The organism is Geodermatophilus sp. URMC 64 (assembly GCF_053502555.1).
The window spans coordinates 1,193,945-1,220,361 of sequence record NZ_CP199955.1 but is presented as its reverse complement, the minus strand read 5'-3'; the positions used below and the strand labels follow the sequence as shown (position 1 = coordinate 1,220,361).

25 protein-coding genes and 1 tRNA gene are annotated in these 26,417 nt (G+C 73.4%); 5 read left to right on the top strand and 21 right to left on the bottom strand.

Annotation, left to right across the window (positions count from 1 at the left end; all coding sequences use genetic code 11):
* Window positions 1–53 precede the first annotated feature (53 nt).
* The 11 genes from atpD to ACWIYF_RS06050 form a co-directional block, all read right to left on the bottom strand.
* Complete coding sequence (gene atpD, locus ACWIYF_RS06100; protein WP_448627223.1) at window positions 54–1,502, bottom strand: F0F1 ATP synthase subunit beta; 1,449 nt, start codon at window positions 1,500–1,502, stop codon at window positions 54–56.
* Between the two features lie 51 nt (window positions 1,503–1,553).
* A complete protein-coding gene (locus ACWIYF_RS06095) occupies window positions 1,554–2,525 on the bottom strand; it encodes a F0F1 ATP synthase subunit gamma (RefSeq protein ID WP_448627222.1) in 972 nt (323 codons plus the stop codon).
* Window position 2,526: 1 nt separating this feature from the next.
* Entirely contained in the window at window positions 2,527–4,161 is a 1,635-nt protein-coding gene (atpA, locus tag ACWIYF_RS06090; RefSeq protein ID WP_448627221.1) for a F0F1 ATP synthase subunit alpha, read from the bottom strand.
* Between the two features lie 48 nt (window positions 4,162–4,209).
* Window positions 4,210–5,085: a F0F1 ATP synthase subunit delta gene (locus ACWIYF_RS06085; protein ID WP_448627220.1), complete on the bottom strand. Its 876-nt coding sequence runs from the start codon at window positions 5,083–5,085 to the stop codon at window positions 4,210–4,212.
* The gene (locus ACWIYF_RS06080; protein WP_448627219.1) at window positions 5,085–5,660 is read right to left on the bottom strand and encodes a F0F1 ATP synthase subunit B; all 576 of its coding nucleotides are present in this window, start codon (window positions 5,658–5,660) and stop codon (window positions 5,085–5,087) included. Before ACWIYF_RS06080 ends, ACWIYF_RS06085 begins: the two co-directional genes overlap by 1 nt.
* 50 nt (window positions 5,661–5,710) lie before the next feature.
* Window positions 5,711–5,938 (bottom strand): ATP synthase F0 subunit C, encoded by a 228-nt coding sequence (gene atpE / locus ACWIYF_RS06075; RefSeq protein ID WP_448627218.1) that lies wholly within the window; start codon window positions 5,936–5,938, stop codon window positions 5,711–5,713.
* 86 nt (window positions 5,939–6,024) lie between these two features.
* A complete protein-coding gene (gene atpB, locus ACWIYF_RS06070) occupies window positions 6,025–6,861 on the bottom strand; it encodes a F0F1 ATP synthase subunit A (RefSeq protein ID WP_448627217.1) in 837 nt (278 codons plus the stop codon).
* Between the two features lie 373 nt (window positions 6,862–7,234).
* Window positions 7,235–7,684 carry a hypothetical protein gene (locus ACWIYF_RS06065; RefSeq protein ID WP_448627216.1) on the bottom strand — a complete coding sequence of 150 codons (450 nt, stop codon included), beginning with the start codon at window positions 7,682–7,684 and terminating at the stop codon, window positions 7,235–7,237.
* A complete protein-coding gene (locus ACWIYF_RS06060; RefSeq protein ID WP_448627215.1) occupies window positions 7,681–8,931 on the bottom strand; it encodes a glycosyltransferase family 4 protein in 1,251 nt (416 codons plus the stop codon). Before ACWIYF_RS06060 ends, ACWIYF_RS06065 begins: the two co-directional genes overlap by 4 nt.
* A 7-nt stretch (window positions 8,932–8,938) precedes the next feature.
* Window positions 8,939–10,216 (bottom strand): serine hydroxymethyltransferase, encoded by a 1,278-nt coding sequence (locus ACWIYF_RS06055; protein WP_448627214.1) that lies wholly within the window; start codon window positions 10,214–10,216, stop codon window positions 8,939–8,941.
* A gap of 145 nt (window positions 10,217–10,361) precedes the next feature.
* Complete coding sequence (locus ACWIYF_RS06050; protein ID WP_448627213.1) at window positions 10,362–11,003, bottom strand: L-threonylcarbamoyladenylate synthase; 642 nt, start codon at window positions 11,001–11,003, stop codon at window positions 10,362–10,364.
* A gap of 35 nt (window positions 11,004–11,038) precedes the next feature.
* Here ACWIYF_RS06050 and ACWIYF_RS06045 point away from each other — a divergent pair, with 35 nt between their 5' ends.
* Window positions 11,039–11,791 (top strand): endo alpha-1,4 polygalactosaminidase, encoded by a 753-nt coding sequence (locus ACWIYF_RS06045; RefSeq protein ID WP_448627212.1) that lies wholly within the window; start codon window positions 11,039–11,041, stop codon window positions 11,789–11,791.
* On the opposite strand, the gene prmC is transcribed toward ACWIYF_RS06045, so the two are convergent.
* The 9 genes from prmC to argS all read right to left on the bottom strand — a co-directional run bounded on the left by prmC (window position 11,764) and on the right by argS (window position 22,924).
* On the bottom strand, window positions 11,764–12,600 hold the full coding sequence (gene prmC, locus ACWIYF_RS06040) for a peptide chain release factor N(5)-glutamine methyltransferase (RefSeq protein ID WP_448628727.1): 837 nt from the start codon (window positions 12,598–12,600) through the stop codon (window positions 11,764–11,766). The two genes, ACWIYF_RS06045 and prmC, sit on opposite strands and share 28 nt — an antisense overlap.
* An 11-nt stretch (window positions 12,601–12,611) precedes the next feature.
* Window positions 12,612–13,685, bottom strand: coding sequence for a peptide chain release factor 1 (gene prfA / locus ACWIYF_RS06035; RefSeq protein ID WP_448627211.1), 1,074 nt, complete (start codon window positions 13,683–13,685; stop codon window positions 12,612–12,614).
* Between the two features lie 112 nt (window positions 13,686–13,797).
* Window positions 13,798–14,028, bottom strand: coding sequence for a 50S ribosomal protein L31 (rpmE, locus tag ACWIYF_RS06030; RefSeq protein WP_448627210.1), 231 nt, complete (start codon window positions 14,026–14,028; stop codon window positions 13,798–13,800).
* A 141-nt stretch (window positions 14,029–14,169) separates the two neighbouring features.
* Entirely contained in the window at window positions 14,170–16,203 is a 2,034-nt protein-coding gene (rho, locus tag ACWIYF_RS06025; protein WP_448627209.1) for a transcription termination factor Rho, read from the bottom strand.
* Between the two features lie 246 nt (window positions 16,204–16,449).
* Window positions 16,450–17,358: a homoserine kinase gene (gene thrB / locus ACWIYF_RS06020; RefSeq protein ID WP_448627208.1), complete on the bottom strand. Its 909-nt coding sequence runs from the start codon at window positions 17,356–17,358 to the stop codon at window positions 16,450–16,452.
* Window positions 17,355–18,428 (bottom strand): threonine synthase, encoded by a 1,074-nt coding sequence (gene thrC / locus ACWIYF_RS06015; RefSeq protein ID WP_448627207.1) that lies wholly within the window; start codon window positions 18,426–18,428, stop codon window positions 17,355–17,357. The genes thrB and thrC overlap by 4 nt, the downstream gene beginning before the upstream one ends.
* Entirely contained in the window at window positions 18,425–19,720 is a 1,296-nt protein-coding gene (locus ACWIYF_RS06010) for a homoserine dehydrogenase (protein WP_448627206.1), read from the bottom strand. Before ACWIYF_RS06010 ends, thrC begins: the two co-directional genes overlap by 4 nt.
* Entirely contained in the window at window positions 19,717–21,210 is a 1,494-nt protein-coding gene (gene lysA, locus ACWIYF_RS06005) for a diaminopimelate decarboxylase (protein WP_448627205.1), read from the bottom strand. The genes ACWIYF_RS06010 and lysA overlap by 4 nt, the downstream gene beginning before the upstream one ends.
* Window positions 21,211–21,259: 49 nt before the next feature.
* The gene (argS, locus tag ACWIYF_RS06000; RefSeq protein ID WP_448627204.1) at window positions 21,260–22,924 is read right to left on the bottom strand and encodes an arginine--tRNA ligase; all 1,665 of its coding nucleotides are present in this window, start codon (window positions 22,922–22,924) and stop codon (window positions 21,260–21,262) included.
* Window positions 22,925–23,047: 123 nt separating this feature from the next.
* Here argS and ACWIYF_RS05995 point away from each other — a divergent pair, with 123 nt between their 5' ends.
* From ACWIYF_RS05995 to ACWIYF_RS05980, 4 genes are all read left to right on the top strand, one after another.
* Complete coding sequence (locus tag ACWIYF_RS05995; protein WP_448627203.1) at window positions 23,048–23,935, top strand: DUF3105 domain-containing protein; 888 nt, start codon at window positions 23,048–23,050, stop codon at window positions 23,933–23,935.
* A 2-nt stretch (window positions 23,936–23,937) separates the two neighbouring features.
* Window positions 23,938–24,609 (top strand): DUF305 domain-containing protein, encoded by a 672-nt coding sequence (locus tag ACWIYF_RS05990; RefSeq protein WP_448627202.1) that lies wholly within the window; start codon window positions 23,938–23,940, stop codon window positions 24,607–24,609.
* 60 nt (window positions 24,610–24,669) lie between these two features.
* Window positions 24,670–24,741, top strand: a tRNA-Arg gene (locus ACWIYF_RS05985).
* A gap of 48 nt (window positions 24,742–24,789) precedes the next feature.
* Window positions 24,790–25,149 (top strand): hypothetical protein, encoded by a 360-nt coding sequence (locus ACWIYF_RS05980; protein ID WP_448627201.1) that lies wholly within the window; start codon window positions 24,790–24,792, stop codon window positions 25,147–25,149.
* Here the strand turns inward: ACWIYF_RS05980 and ACWIYF_RS05975 are convergent.
* The gene (locus ACWIYF_RS05975; RefSeq protein WP_448627200.1) at window positions 25,118–26,302 is read right to left on the bottom strand and encodes an anti-sigma factor RsbA family regulatory protein; all 1,185 of its coding nucleotides are present in this window, start codon (window positions 26,300–26,302) and stop codon (window positions 25,118–25,120) included. The genes ACWIYF_RS05980 and ACWIYF_RS05975 overlap by 32 nt on opposite strands.
* Window positions 26,303–26,417 lie beyond the last annotated feature (115 nt).

The following is a 26,417-nucleotide window of genomic DNA, read 5'->3' as shown; positions in this document are numbered from 1 at the left end:
ACGGCCGGGCCCCTCGCGAGAGGAACCCGGCCGTCGGCGCCGATGCGCAGGCGTCAGGCGCGCTTGAGCTTCTCGGCGTTGCGCTCGAGGTCCTCGAGGCCACCGCACATGAAGAAGGCCTGCTCCGGCACGTGGTCGTAGTTGCCCTCGGTGAGCGCCTTGAAGGCCTCGAGGGTCTCCGACAGCGGCACGAAGGAGCCGGGCTGCCCGGTGAAGGCCTCGGCCACGAACATGTTCTGGGAGAGGAAGCGCTCGATGCGCCGTGCCCGCTGGACGGTGACCTTGTCCTCCTCACCGAGCTCGTCGATGCCGAGGATGGCGATGATGTCCTGCAGCTCGACGTAGCGCTGCAGGATGCGCTGCACCTCGCGGGCGACGTCGTAGTGCTCCTGCCCGATGTACTGCGGGTCCAGGATCCGGCTGGAGGAGTCCAGCGGGTCCACGGCCGGGTAGATGCCCTTCTCCGAGATCGGCCGCGAGAGCACGGTCGTCGCGTCGAGGTGGGCGAACGTGGTGTGCGGCGCCGGGTCGGTGATGTCGTCGGCGGGCACGTAGATCGCCTGGAGGGAGGTGATCGAGTGGCCGCGGGTCGAAGTGATCCGCTCCTGCAGCTCGCCCATCTCGTCGGCCAGCGTGGGCTGGTAACCGACGGCCGACGGCATGCGGCCGAGCAGCGTCGAGACCTCGGAGCCGGCCTGGGTGAACCGGAAGATGTTGTCGATGAAGAGCAGCACGTCCTGGTTCTGCTCGTCGCGGAAGTACTCGGCCATCGTCAGCGCCGACAGGGCCACCCGCAGCCGGGTGCCCGGCGGCTCGTCCATCTGGCCGAACACCAGCGCGGTGGCCTCGATGACGCCGGACTCGGTCATCTCCGTGATGAGGTCGTTGCCCTCGCGGGTGCGCTCCCCCACCCCGGCGAACACCGACACACCACCGAACTCCTGGGCGACGCGGCGGATCATCTCCTGGATGAGCACGGTCTTGCCCACACCGGCGCCGCCGAACAGGCCGATCTTCCCGCCGGCCACGTAGGGCGTCAGCAGGTCGATGACCTTGATGCCGGTCTCCAGCATCTCGGTGCGGCCCTCGAGCTGGTCGAACCGCGGCGCGTGCCGGTGGATCTCCCAGCGCGGGGCGTCCGCGGCGTAGCCCGGCTGGTCCAGGCACTCCCCGAGGGCGTTGAAGACGTGGCCCTTGGTGACGTCGCCGACGGGGACCGAGATGGCCGACCCGGTGTCGGTCACCTCGGCGCCGCGGACCAGGCCGTCGGTCGGCTGCATCGAGATGGTGCGGACCACGTTGTCACCCAGGTGCTGGGCGACCTCGAGGGTCAGCGTCTTGCCCAGGTCGGCCAGGGTGACCTCGACGTGCAGGGCGTTGTACAGGTCGGGCATCGCGTCGCGCGGGAACTCGACGTCGACGACGGGCCCGGTGACCCGCACGACCCGGCCGGTGGCGGTCCCGGTCGGCGAGGTGGACGGACGGTCCTCGGTGACGGTCATGTGTGCTGCTCTCCTGCCCTGCGGTGCATCGGGTCGGTCAAGGGTTTCGGGTCAGTCGTCGGCGCCGGCCGACACGAGGGCATCGGCGCCGCCGACGATCTCGCTGATCTCCTGCGTGATCTCGGCCTGGCGGGCCTGGTTGGCCTGCCGAGAGAGGTTCTTGGCCAGCTCCTCGGCGTTGTCGGAGGCCGACTTCATCGCCCGGCGCCGCGATGCGGACTCCGAGGCGGCCGCCTCGAGCATCGCCGCGTAGATCCGGGTGGTGATGTACTTCGGCAGCAGCGCGTCGAGCAGCGCCTCGGCGGAGGGCTCGAACTCGTACGACGTCGGGACCCCGCTGTCGCCGGTGCCACCGGCCGCGCGGTCCTCCCGCTCGTAGTCGAACTCCTCGACCTCCTCGACCTCCAGCGGAGCCATCCGCTTGGCGACCGGGACCTGCGAGAGCAGCGAGCGGAACTCGGTGTAGACGATGTGCAGCTCGTCGACGCCGAGCACGTTGTCGGCGCCGGGGCCGCCGTCCTCGTCGTCCTCACCGGCGGTGAAGGCGTCGATGAGGACCCGCCCGACCTCCTGCGCGTTGACGTAGTGCGGCTGCTCGGAGAAGCCGGTGAACGACTCCTCGAACGGCCGGTTGCGGAAGGAGTAGTAGGTCTCCCCCTTCCGGCCCACCACGTAGAGCACCGGGTCCTTGCCCTCCTGCCGGAGGAGGGCCAACAGCTCCTCGGTGCGGCGCAGGACGTTGACGTTGTACGAGCCGGCGAACCCACGGTCGGAGGTGATCACCAGGACCGCGGCCCGGCGCGGGTTCTGCCGCTCGGTCAGCAGCGGGTGGTCCAGCGAGGCCGAGGAGGCCAGCGCCGAGAGCACCCGCGTGATCTCCCGGGCGTAGGGCTTGGACGCCTCCACCCGGGCCTGGGCGCGCACGATGCGGGCACCGGCGATCAGCTCCTGCGCCGAGAAGATCTTCTTCGTCGACTGCGTGGAGCGGATGCGGCGCCGCAACGCGCGGAGGGAACCGGCCACCTCAGCCCCGCTTGACCTGGACGCGCTCCTGGCCGCGCTCCGAGGCGTCCATGGCCTCGGCCTCGGGCTCGTTGATGCGCAGCGTCTCACCCTCGGCGGTCTGGTACTGGCCGTAGAACGCGTCGACGGCCTTCTCCAGGGAGGAGACGGCGTCGTCGCCGAGCGCCTTCGAGGTGCGGATCTCGTCGAAGACGCCCGCGTGGTTGCGGGCGACGTAGTCGAGGAACTCGCGCTCGAAGCGGCGCACCTCGGGCACCGGCACCTTGTCCAGCTTGCCGGTGGTGCCCAGCCAGATGGAGACGACCTCCCGCTCGACCGAGTACGGCGAGTACTGACCCTGCTTGAGCAGCTCGACCAGGCGCTGGCCGCGGTCCAGGGTGGCGCGGCTGGCGGCGTCGAGGTCGGAGGAGAACGAGGCGAACGCCTCCAGCTCCCGGTACTGGGCCAGGTCCAGCCGGAGCCGGCCGGCGACCGACTTCATGGCCTTGATCTGCGCCGAGCCGCCGACGCGGGACACCGAGATGCCGACGTTGATGGCCGGGCGGACGCCGGAGTTGAACAGACCGGTCTCGAGGAAGATCTGCCCGTCGGTGATCGAGATGACGTTGGTCGGGATGTAGGCCGACACGTCGTTGCCCTTGGTCTCGATCAACGGCAGCCCGGTCATCGAGCCCGCGCCCAGGTCGTCGGAGAGCTTGGCGCAGCGCTCCAGCAGCCGGGAGTGGAGGTAGAAGACGTCGCCGGGATAGGCCTCGCGGCCCGGCGGACGGCGCAGCAGCAGCGAGACCGCGCGGTAGGCCTCGGCCTGCTTCGTCAGGTCGTCGAAGACGATGAGGACGTGCTTGCCCTCGTACATCCAGTGCTGGCCGATGGCCGAGCCGGTGTAGGGGGCGATGTACTTGAAGCCGGCGGCCTCGGAGGCGGGCGCGGCGACGATGGTCGTGTACTCCATCGCGCCGGCCTCCTCGAGGGCGGCGCGGATCCCGGCGATCGTGGAGCCCTTCTGGCCGACGGCGACGTAGATGCAGCGGACCTGCTGCTTCGGGTCGCCGGTGGCCCAGTTCTCCTTCTGGTTGATGATCGTGTCGACGACGACCGCGGTCTTGCCGGTCTGCCGGTCGCCGATGACCAGCTGGCGCTGGCCGCGGCCGATCGGGGTCATGGCGTCGATGGCCTTGATGCCGGTCTGCATCGGCTCGTGCACCGACTGGCGCTGCACCACGGTCGGGGCCTGCAGCTCCAGGGCGCGGCGGCCGGAGGTCTCGATCGGGCCGCCCCCGTCGATCGGGTTGCCCAGGGGGTCGACGACCCGGCCGAGGTAGCCCTCGCCGACGGGGACGGAGAGCACCTCCCCGGTGCGGCGGACCTGCTGGCCCTCCTCGATGCCGGCGAAGTCACCCAGGACGACGACACCGACCTCGCGGACGTCGAGGTTGAGCGCCAGGCCGCGGACGCCGCTCTCGAACTCGAGCAGCTCGTTGGTCATGACCGAGGGCAGGCCCTCGACCCGGGCGATGCCGTCGCCGGCCTCGGTGACGATCCCGACCTCTTCACGGGAGACGTCGGGGGCGTACTCGGTGACGTAACTCTGGATGGCGCTGCGGATCTCGTCCGCGGAGATCGTCAACTCGGCCATGGCGCGCGTCCTCTTCCCTGCTGGATGTGTTCTGGAGTCTGGGGGCGGTCAGCCGACGAGCCGTCGGCCGGCGGCCTCGAGCCGGTGGGCGATGCTGCCGTCGATGACCTCGTCGCCGACGCGGATGACCAGGCCACCCAGGACGTCGGGATCGACGGTCACCTGCAGGCCGATCGTCCGCCCGTAGAGCCGGCCGAGCAGCTGCCCGAGCCGTTCCTCCTGGGCGGGGCTCAGCGCGACCGCCGACGTCACGAAGGCCACCGACCGGCCGCGCCGGGCGGCGGCTGCCTCGGACAGCCGCTCGATGGCGTTCTCCGCCTGCCCGACGTTCCGGCCGGTGAGGACGTTGCGCAGCAGCAGCGCGGTGACCGGGTTCACCTTGCGCCCGAGCAGCCGGTCGAGCAGTTCTGCCCTGCCCTGGGCGGGGCCCGTGCGGTCGCTCAGCACCCGCGACAGGGCGGGGTCGCCGGCGACGATGCGGCCGAACCGGAACAGCTCGTCCTCGACGCCGTCGAGCTGGCCGCCGGCGTCGGCGGCGTCGAACGCGGCGTCGGTGGCCAGGGCCTCGGCGGCCTCGACCAGGTCCAGCGGCCGCGACCAGCGCTGCCGCGCGACGGTCTCGACCAGGTCGAGGGCCGCCTCCGACAGCTTGCCGCCGAGCAGCCGGCGGGCCAGGCCCGCGCGGTCGTCGGGCTTGGCCGCCGGATCGGAGAGCGCGCGGCGCAGCGTCGGCTGCCCCTCGAGCAGCCGCGCGACGGCGAACAGCTCGTCGGCCAGCCCGGACAGCTCATCCGCGGAGACGGCGCGCGAGGGCTGCCCGGTCAGGCGGTCCTTCGCCCGCTCCAGCAGCCCCGACGCCGGGGTGGTGAGCGCCTCGAGACGCTCGCGCGCCTCGGCGAGCGCGGCCCGGCTGGAGGCGTCCATCAGCGCCCGCCGTCCTGGGCGGCGACGGTGCTGCCGCCGCGGCCGTCGGAAGCGGCGGTCATCAGGTCGAGCTGGTCGAGGAAGCGGTCGACGGTGCCCCGCCGGCGCGCCTCGTCGGCGAGCGACTCGCCCACCACCTTGCCGGCGAGCTCGACGGCCAGCGCGCCGAGCTGACCGCGCAGCTCGTTGACCACCGACTGCCGGTTCGCGGCCAGCTGCTCCTCACCGCGGGCGAGGATCCGCGCGGACTCCTCCTGGGCCTGGACGCGCAGCTCCTCGAGGATCTGCTGTCCCTCGGCCCGGGCGGCGTCGCGGATCTGCGCGGCCTCGGTGCGTGCCTCGGCCAGCTGCGCCCGGTACTGCTCCAGCGCGGCCTTGGCCTCGGCCTGCATGGCCTCGGCGCGCTCGATCCCGCCCTCGATCGCCTCCCGGCGGGCCCGGAAGACCTGCTCGAAGCGCGGCGCGACGAACTTGAACAGCACCAGCAGGACCAGCCCGAAGGCGATCAGCCCGATGATGATCTCGCCCACGGGCGGGATCAGCGGGTTGTGTTCCTCCGCAGCGAGGATGCTCATGGCGTCAGTGTCCCTGTCTGCTATCGGCGCCCGTACTCAGGGAGTACGGATCAGGTGAAGATGAAGGGGACGACGAAGCCGATCAGCGCCAGGGCTTCGGAGAGCGCGAAGCCGAGGAACGCGTAGGTGCGGGTGAGGCCGGCGGACTCGGGCTGACGGGCGGTCGCCTGGATGTAGGCCGCCCAGACGATGCCCACGCCGATGCCGGGGCCGATGGCCGCGAGGCCGTAGCCCATCGTGCCGACGTTGCCGTTCAGCTCTGCCAGTAGGTCCAACATGCGGGTGTTCCTCCTGTGTCGTCGCCCGGTGTCCGCCGGGCGGCTGGGGGGTCGTACTGGTGGTGCAGATCCGGGTGGTGCTGCCTCTAGTGCTCGGCTTCGATGGACCCGTTCAGATAGGTGCCCATCAGCACCGTGAAGACGTAGGCCTGCAGGAAGATGACCAGCAGCTCGAAGAAGGTCATCACGATGGCCATCAGCGCCGAGACCGGGCCGAAGACGAATGAGTAGTTCTCGCCGAAGCGGCCGAAGAGGTAGACCGCGCCGAGGGAGAACACCACCAGCAGCATGTGGCCGGCGAACATGTTCGCGAAGAGCCGGACCGCGAGGGTGAACGGCCGGACGACGAAGTTCTGCAGGACCTCGATCGGCGTCACCAGGATGTACATGTACCCGGGGACGCCCGGCAGGAAGAGGATGTCCTTGAAGTAGCGGCCGGCGCCCTGCTCGCGGATGCCGATCCAGATGTAGAGCACCCAGCAGATCAGGGCCAGGACCAGCGGGAACGCGAACTTCGACATCGGCGAGATCTGCGCGAACGGGATGATCGAGAGCATGTTGTTCGCGAGGATGAAGAAGAACAGCGACGCGAGGAACGGCGCGAACGGCAGACCCCGGGGCCCGACCACGTCGCGGGCGATGCCGTCACGGACCAGCGAGTAGCCGCTCTCCCCGATGAACTGCAGCTTGCCGGGGACGATCGACGGCTTGCGCACGGTGGCGATCAGGAACAGCAGCATCGCCACCGTCGCGATCCACAGCCAGATCGTGATCCGGGTGATCTCGAACGGGACACCGAAGAGGGAGAACGAGACCAGCGGCTCCGGGTAGAACTCGGTGATGCTGGGGGCCTCGAAGCCGTCACCGGCGCCGCCACCCTCGGCGGCGAGCGCGCTTCCTAGCGCGAGGGCGCTGGAGGTCACCGTTGTCCCTTCTGCGTCCTGGGCCGGCTCCGTCGTCCGCCCGGGGTGGTGCTGCCCTGCTGCCCCCCTGGAGGCGGGGGGACCTTGCCGTACCGGGCCACCACCAGGTAGATGGCGACCGATATGCCGAGGAGGACCCCGACCGGGAGGAACACCTTCGTGTCCAGCCACCGGTCGAGCAACCAGCCGACCCCGCCCCACACGGCCATCCCGGAGATCAGGGTTCCGATGACCGCATAGCCGGTCTCGGCACCACTGCCCTGCCTGGTCGGGCCCGCAGGTCGAGGCCGGGACTCCCCGCGCGGGGGAAGATCCTCGGCCATCGCGGCGACACTATCAGCCGCCTGTCGGGGCCTCTTTTCGAGGCCGCTGGTCAGGGGCCTCGGTCACCCGTGCGGGGCGGCGCGGGCGGGGGGACGTAGTAGAGCTTGCGGGTCCACACCCACCGCAGCTGGACGCAGCTCCACAGCAGCGCCCCGACGACGACCGCCCACGCGAGGGTCAGGCGGTCCAGCCAGCCGTCCTCCGGCAGCGCGGAGAGGACGGCGTAGAGCGCCACGGCCTTGACGAAGAACGTGCCGAGCGCCGCGGGCAGCGTGAAGGAGTCCGCGATCCGGCCGGCCCAGGCGATGACCACGCCCGAGAGGCAGAAGAACGCGGTCACGATCGCGGCGCCGACCAGCACACCGACGGCGTCGTCCCACCCGACGAGCAGCCCGACGACCAGAGCCGCCGTGCCCGCGACGGCCGCCGTCACGAGCGCGCCGACCTTGAGGAAGGACAGGTCCCACGGGGCGTCGGACCGGGTCGCCGGCGTCGTCACGGGACCACCTGCCGCACGCCGGGTCGCGCCGGCGCCTGCTCGGCCGCCGCGCTCGACACCGCCGCCGCCCGCAGCGCGCGGGCCGTCGGGTGGTCGGCGCGGCTGCGCTCCTTCTGCGCCGCCAGCTCGGCGGCCCGCGCCTCCCGCGCCGCCCGGCGGGCGCGCGGGCTGAGGACGACGACGACGCCGACGACGAGCAGCACGCCGATGGCGACCAGCAGCTCGGCGCGGCCGCCGGTGATCGACAGGGTGACCGCGCCGAAGGAGAGCAGCGCCGCCCAGAAGTACATGACCAGCACCGCGCGGCGGTGCGAGTGGCCGATCGAGAGCAGCCGGTGGTGCAGGTGCATCTTGTCCGGCGAGAACGGCGACTTGCCGCGCAGGCTGCGGCGCACGACGGCCATGACCAGGTCGACGAACGGGATGAAGAGCACCGCGATCGGCACCAGCAGCGGCAGCGCGAGCGGCAGCAGGCTGGCCGCCGAGCCGAACGACTGCGGGTCCACTCCCCCGGTCGCCGTCACCGCGGCCGCCGACAGCATCAGGCCGACCAGCATCGAGCCCGAGTCGCCCATGAAGATCCGGGCGGGGCTGAAGTTGTGCGGCAGGAAGCCCAGGCAGGCGCCGGCCAGGACGGCGGTGATGAGCGCGGGCGCGCTGGCGACGTCGTCGTAGCCGACCAGGCCGAGGTTGTAGCTGTAGGCGAAGAAGGCCAGCGCCGCGATCGCCGACACACCGGCGGCGAGGCCGTCGAGGCCGTCGATGAAGTTCAGCGCGTTCACCGTGAGGACGGTGAGCAGGACGGTCAGCGGCACGCCGATGCTGGGGCCGAGCGAGAGCGTGCCGATGTCGGCGACCGGCAGGAAGACGAACGCCAGCTGGACGCCGAGCAGCACCATCACGCCGGCCGCGGCGATCTGCCCGGTCAGCTTGGTCAGCGCGTCCAGGCCGAACTTGTCGTCCAGCACCCCGAGCAGGCAGATCAGCCCGCCGGCGACGAGGACGGCCGCGGTCTGCGAGTCGTCGAAGGTGCGCTGCAGCGCGGGCAGCCGCGTGGCGACCAGGACCGCCGCGGCCACCCCCAGGTACATGGCCACGCCGCCGCCCCGCGGGGTCGGGATGACGTGCACGTCCCGCTCGCGGGGCGCGGCCATCATGCGCCAGCGGATCGCCACCATCCGCACCACCGGTGTGGCCAGGAAGGTGACCAGACCGGCGGTGAGCAGGACGACGGCGTACTCGCGCATGGTGGCGTCAGTCGGCCTGCATGGCGTGGGGATACGCCGGGTGGGCGCTGACCAGCTCGCGGACGGCGGTGTTGACCTCCGCGGTGCGGCCGCCGTCGGAGTCGCGGATCGCCGTCCCGATGAGCGAGGCGATCTCCTTCATGTCCGTCTCCGTCATGCCCTGCGTGGTGACCGCCGGGCTGCCGACGCGGATGCCGGAGGCGATCGACGCCGGCTGCGGGTCGAACGGGATCGCGTTCTTGTTGAGCACGATGCCGGCCGCGTCGCAGCGGGCCTCGGCGTCGGCGCCGGTCACGCCGGTCTCGCGCAGGTCGAGCAGCGCGAGGTGGGTGTCGGTGCCGCCGGCGACCGGCCGCAGCCCCTCCGCCGCGAGACCGTCGGTGAGGGCCTGGGCGTTGGCGATGACCTGCCGGGCGTAGGCCTGGTACTCCGGCTGCAGGCACTCCTTGAGGTTCACGGCCTTGGCCGCGACCGCGTGCATGAGCGGGCCGCCCTGCATCATCGGGAAGGCCGCCTTGTCCAGCGCCTTGGCGTGCTCGGCCTTGCAGACGAACGCGCCCCCGCGGGGCCCGCGCAGCACCTTGTGCGTGGTGAAGGTGACGACGTCGGCGTAGGGCACCGGGCTCGGGATCGCCTTGCCCGCGACCAGGCCGATGAAGTGCGCGGCGTCGACCATCATGATCGCGCCGACCTCGTCGCAGATCTCGCGGAACGCCGCGAAGTCGATCAGCCGCGGGATCGCCGAGCCGCCGCAGATGATCATCTTCGGCCGGTGCTCGCGGGCCAGGTCGCGGACCTGGTCGTAGTCGATGTGCTCGGTCTCCGGGTTGACGCCGTACTGGACGGCGTTGAACCACTTGCCGGAGAACGAGACCTTCGCGCCGTGGGTCAGGTGCCCGCCGTGCGGCAGCGCCATGGCGAGGAAGGTGTCGCCGGGCTGCAGGAAGGCGCCGTACGCGGCGAGGTTCGCGTTGGCGCCCGAGTGCGGCTGCAGGTTGGCGTGCTCGGCGCCGAAGAGCTCCTTGGCCCGGGCGATGCCGATCTCCTCAGCCCGGTCGACCACCTCGCAGCCGCCGTAGTACCGCCGTCCGGGGTAACCCTCGGCGTACTTGTTCGACAGCGTGCTGCCCAGCGCGGCGAGCACCGCCGGGCTGGTGAAGTTCTCGCTGGCGATCAGCTGGAGGCCGCCGCGCAGGCGGTCCAGCTCGTCGGTGACGACGCCGGCGATGTCGGGATCGAAGGCGGCCAGGGCGTCGAAGTCCGGGCCCCAGTAGGGGGTGCTCATCGCGGCGCGCTCCAGAGGCGTCGAGGCGGGGGCTGTCGTCCCACGGTATCGCCCAGCCCTGCGACGGAGGGCCATGGCGCGACCGGTGGCCCCCTGCAGGGGCCCGCCGCGAGCCTGCGAGCGGTGGGAGGCAGGGGGTCCTACGTCAGTCCGTGATGTCGGGCACGACCTCGCGGAGGCGGTCGACGGGGATGGCGCCCACCCGCAGGACGCGGGGCGTCGGTCCGGTGCAGTCGACGATCGTGCTCGGCTCCGAGTTGGCGCGCGGGCCGCCGTCGAGGACGACGGCCGCGTGGATGCCCAGTTGCTTCACCGCCTGCTCCGCGGTGGTCGCGGCCGGGCGGCCCGAACGGTTCGCGCTGGAGACGGCCAGCGGGCCGGTCCGGCGCAGCAGATCACGGGCCACGTCGTCGTCGGGGAGGCGGATCGCCACGGTGCCCTGGGCATCCCCGAGGTCCCACGCCAGCGAGGGCGCGTGCTCGACGACGAGGGTCAGACCGCCGGGCCAGAACTCGTCGGCCAGCTGGTTGGCCATCGGAGGCACCCGCAGCACGAGGCCGCCCATCGTCGAGGACTCGCCGATCAGCACCGGTACCGGCATCGCCCGGCCGCGGTTCTTCGCCGCGAGCAGCCCGGTCACGGCCGTGGGCGAGAACGCGTCGGCTGCCACCCCGTACACGGTGTCGGTCGGCATCAGGACCAGGTGGCCCGCGCTGATCGCGGTCACGGCGGCCTGGAGGCCGGCTTCGCGGGCGTCGGGGTCGGAGCAGTCGTAGACGTCGGCCACGTCGTGCGATCCTGCCGCACCTACGCTCGGATGCCGTGCGGTGGGATGCCGTCGCGGTCGCCGGGCTGCTGGTGCTGGCCGGCTGCTCCGGCGCGCAGCACATCACCGCCCCGCCGCGCGGCACCGCCTTCGACTACCAGATCGGCGGCGCCTACCCGGCCCCGGAGGGCGTGGGCATCCTCGTCCGCGACCGGGACGACGCCCCGAATCGCGGCCACTACTCCGTCTGCTACGTCAACGCGTTCCAGACCCAGCCGGGCGAGGACGCCGTCCCCGAGTCGCTGCTGCTGCACGACGCCGACGGCGACCGCGTCGCGGACCCCGACTGGCCCGGCGAGTACCTCTTCGACATCGCGACGGCGGCCCGCCGCGAGGCGCTGATGGAGATCGTCGGCGGGTGGATCGACGGCTGCGCGGAGGACCGGTTCGACGCCGTCGAGCCGGACAACCTGGACAGCTGGACCCGCTCCGGCGGTGCCCTCGACCGGGCCGACGCCGTCGCCATGGCCCGGCTGCTGGTCGCGCGGGCGCACGCCGACGGCCTCGCGATCGCGCAGAAGAACGCCGTCGAGCTGCTCGGGGAGGACCTCGGGTTCGACTTCGCGATCACCGAGGACTGCGCGGCACTCGGCGAGTGCGCGGCGTACGCGGCCGCCTACGACGTCGTCCTCGACGTCGAGTACGGGCCGTGCGCGCCCGCTCCCGAGCAGGTGATGGTGCTGCGCCGCGACCTCGGCCTCACGACGCCCGGCACGGCGGGCTACGTGTTCTCGCTGTGCGACCGCTGAGCGGTCGTGTACCGGGGCCGGCCGGCGAGGTCGGGATGGTCGGCCACGGAGGTGAACGCGCCGTGCGCCCGGACGAGCGCGGGCAGCGCGGTCCCCTGCTGGTCGGCGTGCTCGATGCCCAGGCCACCGCCGGCGCGCAGCAGCCGGGCGGCGGTGTCGAGCAGCCCGCGGACGACGTCGAGCCCGTCGGGGCCGCCCCACAGCGCCAGCGGCGGGTCGTGGTCGGCGACCTCGCGCGGCAGGCCGGCGCCGTCGGGCACGTAGGGCGGGTTGGAGACGACGAGGTCGACGGCGCCGTCGAGGTCGCGAAGCAGCGCGGGGTCGGTCATGTCGCCGGCGAGCACCTCGACGGTCGAGCCGGCGGCGTTGGTGCGCGTCCACTCGATGGCGACCGGGTCGCGCTCGACGGCGATCACCCGGGCGCCGGGGTGCTCGTGCGCGATCGACAGCGCGATGGCCCCGGAGCCGGCGCCCAGGTCGACCACCAGCGGTTCGGCCACTCCGGCGAGCTGCTCCAGCGCCCAGCCGACCAGCGCCTCGGTCTCGGGCCGGGGCACGAAGACCCCCGGGCCGACGGCCAGCTCGAGGTGGCGGAACGGCGCCCGGCCGGTGAGGTGCTGCAGGGGCACCCGATCGGCGCGCTGGTCGAGCAGCTCGGCGAAGCGGGCGGCGGCGTCGTCCGGGACGTCGTCGAGGGTGAGCAGCGCCGTCCGGGACGTGCCGAGCACGCCCGCGAGCAGCAGCTCGGCGTCCACCCGGGGCGACTCGACCCCCGCCTCGGCCAGCCGCCGGGCGGCGTCGGCGAGCAGCGCGCGCGGCTTCAGGAGCCGGCCGCCAGGAGCTCGGCGGTGTGCGCCCGGGTCAGCGCGTCGATGACCGCGTCGAGGTCGCCGTCGAGCACCTGGTCGAGGTTGTAGGCCTTGTAGCCGACGCGGTGGTCGGAGATCCGGTTCTCCGGGAAGTTGTAGGTGCGCACCCGCTCGCTGCGGTCGACCGTGCGCACCTGGCTGCGCCGCTGGTCGCTGGCCGCGGCGGCGGCCTCCTCGCGGGCGGCGGCCAGCAGCCGCGAGCGCAGGATCCGCAGCGCCGACTCGCGGTTCTGCAGCTGGCTCTTCTCGTTCTGGCAGCTGACCACGATGCCGGTGGGCAGGTGGGTGATCCGGACGGCGGAGTCGGTGGTGTTCACGCTCTGCCCGCCGGGGCCGGAGGAGCGGAAGACGTCGATGCGCAGGTCGTTCGGGTCGACGGTGACGTCGACCTCCTCGGCCTCGGGCAGCACGAGCACGCCGGCGGCCGAGGTGTGGATGCGGCCCTGGCTCTCGGTGACCGGCACCCGCTGCACGCGGTGGACGCCGCCCTCGAACTTCAGCCGCGACCAGATGCCCTCGTCGCCGCGCGACTTCACCGCGACCGAGACGTCCTTGTACCCGCCGAGCTCCGCGTCGACGGCGTCGATCACCTCGGCCGACCAGCCGCGCCGCTCGGCGTAGCGCAGGTACATGCGCAGCAGGTCGCCGGCGAACAGCGCCGACTCCGCGCCGCCCTCCCCCGCCTTGATCTCGAGGATGACGTCCTTGTCGTCGTCGGGGTCCTTGGGCAGCAGCTGCTCGCGCAGCCGGTCCGAGAGCTCGTCGATGCGGACCTCGAGCGAGGTCGCCTCGGCGGCGAAGGAGGCGTCCTCGGCGGCCAGCTCGCGAGCGGCGGCGAGGTCGTCGCGGGCGGTGTCGAGCGCGCGGGCGGTCTCCACGACCGGCGCGAGCTGCGCGTAGCGGCGGCCGAGCCGGCGGGCACGCGACTGGTCGGCGTGCACCGCCGGGTCGGCGAGCTCGGCCTCCAGCGAGGCGTGCTCGGCGAGCAGCCCCGCCAACCGGTCGGTGCCGGCCTCGGTGCTCATGACGTTCGCCTCTCAGCGGGCTTTCGGTACAGAAAGCTCGGGACGGGTGCGGACACGGCGACGGCGCCCGTCCCCTCCCCTTCCGGGGTGGGCACGGGCGCCGTCGGTGTCGCTACTTGTCGGCGCCGGAGCCGGCGGTGCGCTTGCCGAACCGCTTCTCGAAGCGGGCGACGCGGCCACCGGTGTCCAGGATCTTCTGCTTGCCGGTGTAGAAGGGGTGGCACGCCGAGCACACCTCGACGGTCAGCTGACCGTTCGGGGACGTGCTGCGTGTCGTGAAGGTGTTGCCGCAGCCGCAGGTCACGGTGGTGACGTTGTAGGCCGGGTGGATGTCGGGCTTCATGCGCCTCTGCCTCTTCGTTGCGAAAGCTTGCGGGTGGTCGAACGCCCGCGGTCGGTGGGTAATTCCACCACCCGCAGGCGGGCGGCCCCGTCCCGGGTCCCGGCCCGAGCGTGCGAGGGCTGGGGAGGACGGGGTCCTTGGTCAGTCGTTGCCCGGCCCCAGGGTGGTCTTCTGGATCTGCATGAGGAACTCGACGTTGGTGCGCGTCTTGCGCAGCTTGTCGAGCAGCAGTTCGAGGGCCTGCTGCGGCTCGAGGGCGGAGAGCACCCGGCGCAGCTTGATGAGGATGGCCAGCTCGTCGGGCGACATGAGGATCTCCTCCTTGCGCGTTCCCGACGCGTTGACGTCCACGGCCGGGAAGACCCGCTTGTCCGCCAGCCGGCGGTCGAGCTTGATCTCCGCGTTACCGGTGCCCTTGAACTCCTCAAAGATGACCGTGTCCATGGTGGACCCGGTCTCCACCAGCGCCGAGGCGAGGATGGTCAGCGAGCCGCCGTTCTCGATGTTGCGGGCGGCGCCGAGGAAGCGCTTCGGCGGGTACAGCGCCGTCGAGTCGACACCACCGGAGAGGATGCGCCCGCTGGCGGGGGCCGCCAGGTTGTAGGCGCGGCCCAGCCGGGTGATCGAGTCGAGCAGGACGACGACGTCGTGGCCCATCTCGACCAGGCGCTTGGCCCGCTCGATCGACAGCTCGGCGACCGTGGTGTGGTCCGACGGCGGCCGGTCGAAGGTCGAGGCGATGACCTCGCCCTTCACCGAGCGCTGCATGTCGGTGACCTCCTCGGGCCGCTCGTCGACGAGGACGACCATGAGGTGGCACTCGGGGTTGTTCGTGGTGATCGCGTTGGCGATCGCCTGCAGCACCATCGTCTTGCCGGCCTTCGGCGGGCTGACGATCAGCGCGCGCTGCCCCTTGCCGATCGGCATGACCAGGTCGATGACCCGGGTGGTCAGCTGGTGCGACTCGGTCTCCAGCCGCAGGCGCTCCTGCGGGTAGAGCGGGGTCAGCTTGTGGAACTCGGGGCGCTGGCGCGCCTGCTCGGGCTCCAGGCCGTTGACCGTGTCGAGCCGGACGAGCGCGTTGTACTTGTCCTTGCGCTCGCCCTCGCGCGGCTGGCGGACGGCGCCGGTGATGGCGTCGCCGCGGCGCAGGCCGTAGCGGCGGACCTGCGACAGCGACACGTAGACGTCGTTCGGCCCGGTCAGGTAGCCCGAGGTGCGGACGAACGCGTAGTTCTCCAGCACGTCGAGGATGCCGGCCACCGGCAGGAGGACGTCGTCCTCGGTGACGGTCGGCTCGCCCTGGTCGAAGCGGTCCCGGCCACCGCGCCGGTTGCGGTCGCGGTAGCGGCGCCCGCGGCGGCCGCGGCCGCCCTCGAAGTCGTCGTCGTCCTCGTCCCGGTCGTTGCCGCCCCGGTTGTCCGCGCCCCGGTTGTCGGTGCGGTTGTCCGGCCGCCCGCCGCGGTCGGTGCGCTCGCCGCGGTCGGGACCGCGGTTGCCGTCGCGGTTGCCCGGGCGGTCGGCGCCGTCCCGGTCGCGGGTGCGCTGCTGGCGGTCGCCGTCGGTGCGCTCGGTGCGCTCGCCGCCGTCGCGGCCGTCACGGCTGCGCTGGCGGTCGCGGTTGCGCTGCGGGCGCTCACCGTCGGTGCGCTCCTCGGCGGAAGCGCTCGCCTCGGTCTGCGCCGGCGCCGGCTCGGCGGGCGCGGCGGTCTCGGCCGGGGCGGCGTCGGCCGCGGCCGGGGACCCGGCGGGCCGGCTGGCGCCGCGACGCCGGCGACCCGTGGTGGCCTCGGCCTCGGGGGCGCTCACGACCGGGCCGGTGTTGGCGCCGCCGCTGACCGGGGCCTCCAGCGGCTCGGCGGTGGCGGGCGCGCCGCCCCTGCGCCGCCCGCTGCCCGTGCTCTCCGTCGAGGTCGCCGGCGCGGGCACGGCGCCGTCGGCCGATCCGCCGGACTGACGCTCGGAGATGGCGGCGACGAGGTCGCTCTTGCGCATCCGGCCGGTGCCGGAGATGCCCAGTTCGGCCGCCAGTTGCTGCAACTCGGGCAGCAGCATCCCGGACAGCCCGCTGCCGCGGCGACGGGAACGACCCGCCGTCCCAGAAGCGGCAGGTGCCTCGCCCGCGCCGGCCGGGGTCTGCGCGCCGGTCGCGACGAGGTCGGTGCTTTCGCTCACGTACAGGTCCTTCCCTGCGGTACCTGCGCTGACCAGCGCAGGGGGTGACCCGTTCCCCCTCGGTCCGGCCGGTGGCGGGACCCGTGAAAAGGAACGGATCGAATGGGTGCGAGGCGGATCAGCGGCGACGGAAAGATCGTCTGCAACGCCCCGCGCGAGGCTCGCCCGAAAGAGCGGCTACGTCGTGAGCCTAGACGCGACCCACGGACACGACAACACCGGTCGTTCCCGGCGTGTTCCTCGTTATCAGGACTTTACCTCGACCCCTTCCGAGACTACCTGCGCCCCGGTCGGGTCGACGTCGAGCGGCCGCACGTCCCACCCCGGAGGGGTGAGAGACCTCACCTCGTCCGTCGCGGCCGCGCCGGTCAGCACGAGCACGCTCGGCCCGGCGCCCGAGACGACGGCGGCGTGCCCCGCCGCGCGCAGCCGCTCGATCAGCGCGGCCGACTCGGGCATCGCGGCCGCCCGCTGGCGCTGGTGCAGCCGGTCCTCGGTCGCCTCGAGCAGCAACCGGGGCGCGCTGGTCAGGGCGTGCACCAGCAGCGCGGAGCGGCCGGCGTTGAAGCTCGCGTCGGCGTGCGGAACCGTGTCCGGCAGCAGCCCGCGGGCGACGTGCGTGGAGAGCGTGCGCTCCGGGACGAGCACCACCGGGCGGATCTCCGGGTGCACCTCGATCCGCTCGGCACGGGCACCCCGATCCGTCGTCCACGACAGCGTGGCCCCGCCGAGCAGGCAGGGCGCGACGTTGTCGGGGTGCCCCTCCAGCTCGGTGGTCAGCCGCAGGACGGCGTCGGTGTCGACCGTCTCGACGTCCGGGCACAGCGCCCACGCACCGACGACGCCGGCGACGACGGCGGCCGCCGACGAGCCCATCCCCCGGCCCTGCGGGATCTCGTTGGCCGCCACCAGCCGCAGACCCGGCGGGGCCCAGCCGAGCTCCTCGCAGGCGGCCCGGAAGGCACGCACGACCAGGTGCGACTCGTCGGTCGGCAACTCCCCCGCGCCGACGCCGCTCACCTCGACCGACAGCCCGCCGTCGGCGACCGAGAAGTGCAGGACGTCGCGGCAGGTCAGGGCCAGCCCGGCGCAGTCGAACGCGGGGCCGAGGTTCGCGCTCGTCGCGGGAACCCGGACCCGCACCGTCGACGTCACAGGCCGAGCTGGGCGGCGGCCGCGGCGGCGTCGACGGGGATGGTCACCGGGGCCGGGGCGCCGGAGATGGCCCACTCCGGGTCCTTGAGGCCGTTTCCGGTGACCGTGCAGACCACCCGCGAGCCGGCCGGCAGCCCGCCGGCCTCCGCGACCTGCAGCAGCCCCGCGACGGACGCCGCCGAGGCGGGCTCGACGAACACCGCCTCGGTGCGGGCCAGCAGGCGGTAGGCGGCCAGGATCGCCCGGTCGGTGACGGCGTCGATCCGGCCGCCGGACTCGTCGCGGGCGGCCAGCGCCTTGGTCCACGAGGCCGGGTTGCCGATCCGGATGGCGGTGGCGATGGTCGTCGGCTGCTCGACGACCGCGCCGGTGACGATCGGTGCGGCGCCGGCGGCCTGGAAGCCCCACATCCGCGGCGTCCTCGTCGCTATCCCGTCGGTGGCGTACTCGCGGTAGCCCTGCCAGTACGCGGTGATGTTGCCGGCGTTGCCCACCGGCAGGCAGTGGACGTCGGGGGAGTCGCCGAGCACGTCGACGACCTCGAACGAGGCGGTCTTCTGCCCCTCGATCCGGTACTGGTTGACGCTGTTGACCAGGCTGACCGGGTAGTCGATCGCGAGCTTGCTGGCCAGCGCGAGGCAGTCGTCGAAGTTGCCCTGGACCTGCAGCAGCTTCGCCCCGTGCACCAGCGCCTGGGCGAGCTTGCCGGTGGCGATCTTGCCCTGCGGCACCAGGACGGCGCAGACGAGGCCGGCGCGGGCGGCATAGGCGGCCGCGCTCGCGCTGGTGTTGCCGGTGGAGGCGCAGATGACCGCCTGCGAGCCCTCCTCGACGGCCTTGGTGATGGCCATGGTCATGCCGCGGTCCTTGAACGACCCGGTCGGGTTGGCGCCCTCGACCTTGAGCCAGACCTCGCAGCCGGTGCGGCGGGAGATCTCCTTCGCCGGCACCAGCGGCGTCGCACCCTCCTGCAGCGTGACGACGGGGGTGTCGGCGCTGACCGGCAGGCGGGAGCGGTAGGCCTCGATCAGCCCCGGCCAGTACGGGGAAACGGTCCGCGAGGCCGTCATGAGGAGAGTCCTTCCACGCGCAGCACGCTGGTCACCCCGCGGACGGCGGACATCTCCTGCAGCGCCTCGACCGTCGCCGACAGGGCGGCGTCGGGAGCGCTGTGGGTGACGATCACCAGCGTCGCGGCGTCGCCGTGCCCGTCCTGGCGGACGGTGGCGATGCTCACGCCGTGCTCGGCGAACTCGTGCGCGACGGCCGCCAGCACACCGGGCTTGTCGGCCACGTCGAGGCTCACGTGGTAGCGCGTCGGGGTCTCCGCGATCGGCCGCGTGGGCAGGCCGGCGTACGAGGTGACGGCCGGGCCGGCGGCACCGGCCAGCCGGTTGCGCGCCACCGCGACCAGGTCGCCGAGGACGGCGCTGGCGGTGGGCTCGCCGCCGGCGCCCTGCCCGTAGAACATCAGCTGTCCCGCGGCCTCGGCCTCCACGAACACCGCGTTGAACGCCCCGCCCACCGCGGCGAGCGGGTGCGACGTCGGGATCATCGCCGGGTGCACGCGGACGGCCACCGAGTCGCCGTCCGGGCCGGGCACCCGCTCGCAGATCGCCAGCAGCTTGACCACGCAGCCGATCTCGGCCGCGCGGGCCACGTCGGTCGCGGTGACCGCCGCGATGCCCTCGCGGTAGACGTCGGCCGCGGTGACCGGGGTGTGGAACGCCAGGCCGGCGAGGATCGCGGCCTTGGCGGCGGCGTCGAAGCCGTCGACGTCGGCGGTGGGGTCGGCCTCGGCGTAGCCCAGCTCGGTCGCCTCGGCCAGCGCCTCGGTGAACCCGGCGCCGGTCTCGGCCATGCGGGAGAGGATGTAGTTCGTCGTCCCGTTGACGATGCCGACGACCCGGCGCAGCTGGTCGCCGGCCAGCGACTCGCGCAGCGGGCGCAGCAGCGGGATGGCGCCGGCGACCGCGGCCTCGTAGTAGAGGTCGACGCCGGCCTTGGCGGCCGCGGCGTGCAGCGCGACGCCGTCCTCGGCGAGCAGTGCCTTGTTCGCGCTGACGACGGACTTGCCCGCCTCGAACGCGGCCATCAGCAGCGTGCGGGCCGGCTCGATCCCCCCGATCACCTCGACGACGAGGTCGACGTCGTCGCGGCTGACCAGCGCCTCGGCGTCCGTCGTCAGCAGCTCCGCCGGGACGTCCCGGTGGTGGTCCGGACGGCGGACGGCGACGCCGGCGACCTCGACGCGGCGGCCGATCCGCGCGGCGAGGTCCTCGGCCTGCTCCCCGATGAGCCGCAGCACCGAGCCGCCGACGGTGCCGCAGCCGAGCAGGGCGACGCGCAGGGGGGCGTTCATGATCGGGCTCCGACGGGGTGCTCGGGGGCCGGCTGGGAGGGGGCGGGCGCGGGCGCGGGCACGTCCGCGAGGACCGCGTCGAGAGCGAACACGTCGGACAGTGTCTGACGCCGGACGATCTCCGTGGCGGCGCCGTCCCGCACGGCGACCACCGGAGGCTTGAGCAGGTAGTTGTAGTTGCTCGCCATCGACCAGCAGTAGGCGCCGGTGGCGGCGACCGCCAGCAGGTCGCCGGCCTGCACGTCGGAGGGCAGCCACAGGTCGCGGACCAGCACGTCGCCGCTCTCGCAGTGCTTGCCGACCACCCGGCACAGCGCCGGCGGGGCGTCGGAGGTTCGGTTGGCGAGCACGCAGGTGTAGGCCGCGTCGTAGAGGGCCGTGCGGATGTTGTCGCTCATGCCGCCGTCCACCGAGACGTAGTTGCGCACCAGCGGCGCACCCGGCGTGCCGCTCGCGCCGAGCCGCACCGGCTTGATCGTGCCGATCTCGTAGAGGGTCACCGTGCCCGGGCCGGCGATCGCCCGGCCCGGCTCCACGGCCAGCCGGGGCACCGGCAGCTCGAGGGCCGCGCACTCGGCGGCCACGACCGCGCGCAGCCGGCCGGCAACGTCGTGCGGGCTCACCGGGTCGTCGTCGGAGAGGTAGGCGATGCCGAAGCCGCCGCCGAGGTTCAGCTCGCCCAGCACCTCCCCCGTGGCCTGGCGGATCTGGCCGAGCAGGCCCACCACGCGGTGCGCGGCGGCCTCGAACCCGGCGGTGTCGAAGATCTGCGAGCCGATGTGGCTGTGCAGGCCGGCCAGGTGCAGCGCCGGCTCCCGGATGACCCGGACCGCCGCGGCCAGCGCGTCACCGGTCGCCAGCGAGAAGCCGAACTTCTGGTCCTCGTGCGCGGTGGCGATGAACTCGTGGGTGTGGGCCTCGATGCCGACCGTCGAGCGGACGAGGACCGCGACCGGGGAGCCGCCGGCGGCGACCCGCGCGGCGGCCAGCGGCACCAGCCGGTCGATCTCATCGAACGAGTCCAGCACGATCCGGCCGATGCCGGCGTCGACGGCCATCCGCAGCTCGACCGGCGACTTGTTGTTGCCGTGCAGCGCGATGCGCCCGGCCGGGAACCCGGCGGCCAGTGCCAGCGCGAGCTCGTTGCCGGAGCAGGCGTCGAGGTGCAGGCCGTCCTCGGCGATCCAGCGGGCCACCTGGCCGCAGAGGAACGCCTTCGACGCGTAGTGCACGTCGGCGCCGGCGAAGGCGGCGGCGAAGTCGCCGGCCCGGCCGCGGAAGTCGGTCTCGTCGAGCACGAACAGCGGCGTGCCGTGCGCGCGGGCCAGCTCGGTCACCGGCCGCCCGCCGAGGTGCAGCTCGCCGTCGACCCGCTCCGCCGTGCGCGGCCAGACGTGCGGGTCGACGACGCCGAGGTCCGCGGGCGGCGGACCGGCCGGCGTCGGCGGGGCCAGGCCGCCGTGCAGCGGGCCGGCGGGGTGCGCCCTCACGCGTCCTCCCCCTGGGGCCGAAGTGGCCACTTCGGCCCCCGGTGGGCGGTCACATCCGCTCCGGGGCGTGCACGCCGAGCACACCGAGGCCGTTGCGCAGGACGACCGCGGTCGCGGCGCACAGCCACAGCCGGGCGGTGTTCAGGTCGCTCGCCTCCTCGTCGCCGCGCGGGAGCACCCGGCAGTTGTCGTAGAACCGGTGGTAGGTGCCGGCCAGCTCCTCGAGGTAGCGGGCCACCCGGTGCGGCGCCCGCAGCTCGGCCGCCGTCGTCAGGACCCGCGGGAACTCGCCGATCGCGCGCAGCAGGTCGCCCTCGCGGGGGTGGGAGAGCTGGGCGGGATCGACGTCCGCGGCGTCCCCGAGCGCCAGCCCCAGGTCGGCGGCGTTGCGCAGCACCGAGGAGATGCGCGCGTGGGCGTACTGGACGTAGAAGACCGGGTTGTCGTTGGTCTGCCGGCTCCACAGGTCCAGGTCCAGGTCGATGGTCTGGTCGATCGACGTCCGGGCCAGCGCGTACCGGGCGGCGTCGGCGCCGATCGCCTCGACCAGGTCCTCGAGGTTGACGACGGTGCCGGCCCGCTTGCTCATCCGCACCGGCTCGCCGCCCTTGAGCAGGTTGACCAGCTGGCCGATGAGGATCTCGAGGTGGCCGTCGGGGTCGTCGCCCATCGCCGCGACCAGCGCCTTGTACCGGCCGACGTAGCCGGTGTGGTCGGCGCCGAGCATGATCACGACCTTGTCGAAGCCGCGCTCGCGCTTGTTGAGGTAGTAGGCGCAGTCGGCGGCGAAGTAGGTCGGCTCGCCGTCGCTCTTGACCAGCACGCGGTCCTTGTCGTCGGCGAAGTCCGTCGTCCGCAGCCAGACGGCGCCGTCGGCCTCGTAGACGTGACCCTTCTCCCGCAGCCGGGCGATCGCCTTCTCCAGCGCGCCGGTCTCGTGCAGCGTGCGCTCGGAGAAGTAGACGTCGAAGACGACGCCGAACTGCGCGAGGGAGCCCTTGATCTCGTCCCACATGAGGTCGACGCCGCGCGAGCGGAAGACGCGCAGCTGCTCGTCGTCGTCCTCCTTGTCGAGCAGGCCGGGCTCCTCCTCGACGACCTGCGCGGCGATGTCGTCGATGTAGGCGCCGGCGTAGCCGTCCTCGGGGACCGGCTGCTGCTTCGCCGCGGCCTGCAGGCTGCGCGCGAACCGGTCGATCTGCGCGCCGGCGTCGTTGAAGTAGTACTCGCGGGTGACGTCGGCGCCGGAGGACTCGAGCAGCCGGGCGAGCGCGTCGCCGACGGCCGCCCACCGGGTGCCGCCGATGTGCACCGGGCCGGTGGGGTTGGCCGAGACGAACTCCAGGTTCAGCCGCTGCCCGGCCAGCACCTCGGTGCGCCCGTACTCCGCCCCCGCCGTCACCGCCCGGACGGCGATCTGCCCGAGCGCGTCCTTGGCGAGGACCAGGTTGAGGAAGCCGGGGCCGGCGATGTCGACCGACGCGATGCCCGGGTGCGCGCGCAGCTCGCCGGCCAGCACCTCGGCCACCTCGCGCGGCGGGCGGCCGGCGGCCTTGGCCAGCCGGAGGGCGGTGTTGGTGGCGTAGTCGCCGTGCTCGGGGTTCTTCGGCCGTTCGACGAGGACGTCGGCGGGCACCTCGACCGACAGCGCGCCTCGGTCGACGGCCGCGGCCACGGCGGTCCGGACGACGTCGCGCAGCTGCTCGGGTGTCACTGCTCGAGCGTACTGAGGCGCCCTCCGGCCCCCGCGCGCCCGTCGTCGGGCCCCGCCGCCCGTGGACCGTCGGTTCCCCGGCTCCCACAGCTCGCCGACCTAGACTGCGGCGCGGAGGAGGGCGTGCTCGCCCCGACGGCGCACGCCCGCGCCCAGCATCGAGGAGTGGCCTTGGCCAAGGACCGCAAGACCGACGACGCGCGCGCCGTGCGCAGCGAGACCCGCGGCGGGTCCGGCCGGTCAGCCGGTGGCGGCTCGGCGTCCCGTTCCGGCGCCACGGGCACGACGCGTCCGGGCGGCGGCAAGGGCGGGCGCACCCGCCCGCCGACGCAGGTGGTCACCCAGCAGCGCAAGCCCTGGGGGCTGATCGCCGGCGCGGTCGCCGTCGTGGTCTTCGCGGTGGCGGTCATCACCTACGCGACCATCCAGGTGCGCAAGGCCAACGAGGACAGGATCACCTCGGTCGACCAGATCGCGGGGATCCAGACCTTCGACTACGCCAAGGGCCAGGAGCACGTCACCACCCCGGTCGAGTACACGGAGTCGCCCCCCGTCGGCGGGCCGCACGACGCGGTCTGGGCCGACTGCACGGGCACCGTGTACTCCGTCGACATCCGCAACGAGAACGCCGTCCACTCCCTCGAGCACGGCGCGGTGTGGATCGTCTACAACCCCGACCAGGTCGACCAGGACGGCGTCGAGGCCCTCAGCGAGATCGTCGACGGCACGTCGGGGACCATGCTCTCCCCCCGGCCGGGCCTCGACGCCGCGATCAGCCTGCAGGCCTGGAACCACCAGCTGAAGGTGGACTCGGCCACGGACGAGCGGATCGAGCAGTTCGTCGACTTCCTGACCTACAACGCGGACAACACGCCCGAGCCCGGGGCGTCGTGCGAGAACCCCGACTTCGCCGCCACTCCGCTGACCAACGGCGAGGCGAGCGCGCCGGTCGGCCCGAGCGACATGCCCACCACGCCGTCGCCCGAGGCCGGCGGGACCGACGCGCCCTGACCATGGCCGTGGTCAGCCCCGAGGACGTCGCGGCCGAGCCGACCGCTGCGCCTCGCGGTCCGCTGCGGACCGTCCTGCTCGGGATCATCGCGGTCGCGCTGGTCGCCCTGGGCGGCGCCGGCGCGGTGGCCGTGGGCATCGGCCGCCAGGACGCCCCGACGGCGGACTCCGTCGACGCCGGCTTCTCGCGGGACATGGCCGCCCACCACCTCCAGGGCGTGGAGATGGCCAACCTCGTCGCCGACCGCAGCACGGACCCCGAGGTACGGCAGCTCGCCTTCGACATCGCGACCACGCAGACCAACCAGGTGGGCCGGATGCAGGGCTGGCTGAGCCTGTGGGGGCTGACGCCGACGGGCGGCACGCAGATGGCGTGGATGGGCGCCTCCGGCCACGACCACTCGGGCAGTGGCCTCATGCCGGGTATGGCCACCGAGGAGGAGCTGGCCGAGCTGCGGTCGCTGTCCGGCACCGAGTTCGACGTCCAGTTCCTGCGGCTGATGATCCGGCACCACCAGGGGGGCGCGGGCATGGCCGAGTACGCCGCGGCGCACGCCGAGCTGGCCGCCGTCCGGACCCTGGCCCGGTCGATCGCCCAGACGCAGGGCGCCGAGGTGGGGACGATGGTCGACATGCTCACGGCGCGGGGCGGCACGCCGCTGCCGCCCCCGTGACGGTCGCCGTCGGGACGGCCGGGCGCGGCTGGTAACTTCTCCCCTGCCCCACACACACGAGCCCCCGTAGCTCAGGGGATAGAGCACCGCCCTCCGGAGGCGGGTGCGCAGGTTCGAATCCTGCCGGGGGCACCTTCCGACGCGTAGCGGCCCGGCATGCCGACGCGCGAGACTCCTCCCATGACGAGGTCTAGCGGGTCGCCGGACGCCGGCTCCGCCCGGGACCGGCTGGTCAAGGACGTCGAGTCGACCGCGGCGCGGGTCCGTCGCACCCGCGCCGCCCTGGTCCGGGTCAACGCGGCCATCACGGCGACCGAGGCGGACATCGCCCGCACCGAGGCTGCGCTGGCCGCCACGTACGACGACATGGCCGCCGACGCCGCCCGCCGGGGACGTCCGGCGCTCGCCGAGCGACTGCGGTCGCACTCGGAGCAGGCACGGCAGGTGGCGACGACCGAACGTCGCCGAGCGGCCGGGCATCCGGACCCCGTGCCGCCGCTCCCCGGGCTCACCGACCCCGGTGCCGCACCTGGTCGCTGACCTCCGCGAGCCGCCTCGCGGCCCAGCGCCCGTCCTGGCGCAGGCCGAGGGCCGAGCTGGCGTGGCCGCGGGACCAGCTCCGCAACCCCTCGGACCGGACGCGCGCCCGCTCGGCACGGTTGGTCGCCACCTCGGCATAGGCGGCCCGCCCGGCCGCTCTCGTCAGCGCCGTGTCGCCCTCCGGCAGGGTCGTCGTCAGGCGCACCGTGAACGGCCCCTCGTGCGTGGCCTGGAGACTGCCGCACGTCTGCCGGGCCAGCCACAGGCCCGCACCCACGCGCGGGGCGACGCCGGACGGTGGGCGGTACCCGGCCCACGGGTCGTCGAAGCCGCGCCCCTGGTCGGTGACCGTGCACACCAGCCGGGTCGGCGTGACCCACAGGCGGAGCTCCACGGGTGGCCGACCGTGCCGGAACGCGTTGTCGAGAACCTCGCCGACCGCCGTGGCGAAGTCCGCATTCACCTGCCGGTGGCCCCCGGGCGGGACGAGGACGGCCCGCAGCCGCTGCCGCAGCTGCGGCGACCGGTCGCCGTCCGTGAGGCGGGCCAGGTGCAGGGTCGGCGGTGTGGCCTCCACCGGATCCGGCGGTGCCATCGCGCGCAGCAGGACGAGCACGGGATCGACGTAGCGGTCGTTGGGAACCGCGCCGGAGGCGGTGAGCAGCACCGGGTGCGTCGCCTCGACGCCGCGACGCACCGCCTCGGGAAGTCCCCGGACGTCGTAGGCGCACACGCTCGAGAGCGGGAGCTGGCCCAGGGCCACGTTGCAGGCCGCCTCGAAGCGCAGCCACTCCCGCCGGCTCCGCCGGTCGTCGTGGGCCACCTCGACGAGCAGCCGGACCCCGGAGGCACCGCCCGTCGTCCGCCGGCCCACGAGCCGGTGGCGGGCCGCCAGCGCCCGCACGTCACCGGTGCCGACATCGTCCTCGGAGAGCAGGAAGATCCGCTCGTCGTCGCCGAGTGCCTCGAAGAGGGCAGCGTTCAGCTCCGCCCGGCAGGCGAGGAGGGCCGGCTGGCCGGCCTCCAGGCCCTCGGCCAGGAAGGGCACGGCGGCGGCGAGCAGTTCCTCCGGGGAAGCGAAGAACAGGCCACGATGCCGGTACGCCTGCCCCGGGACGGCGGGCGGGGTGCGGCCGGCGACGGCTGGCGCCATGGCTCACCGACCCTTCGGCTGCCGGACGCCCCAGCGGGGTCCACCGGATCCAACGGTACGACAGCACACGACCTCCGGCGCCGACGCCCGCGCCCGTTTCCTCGTGCGGCGAGCC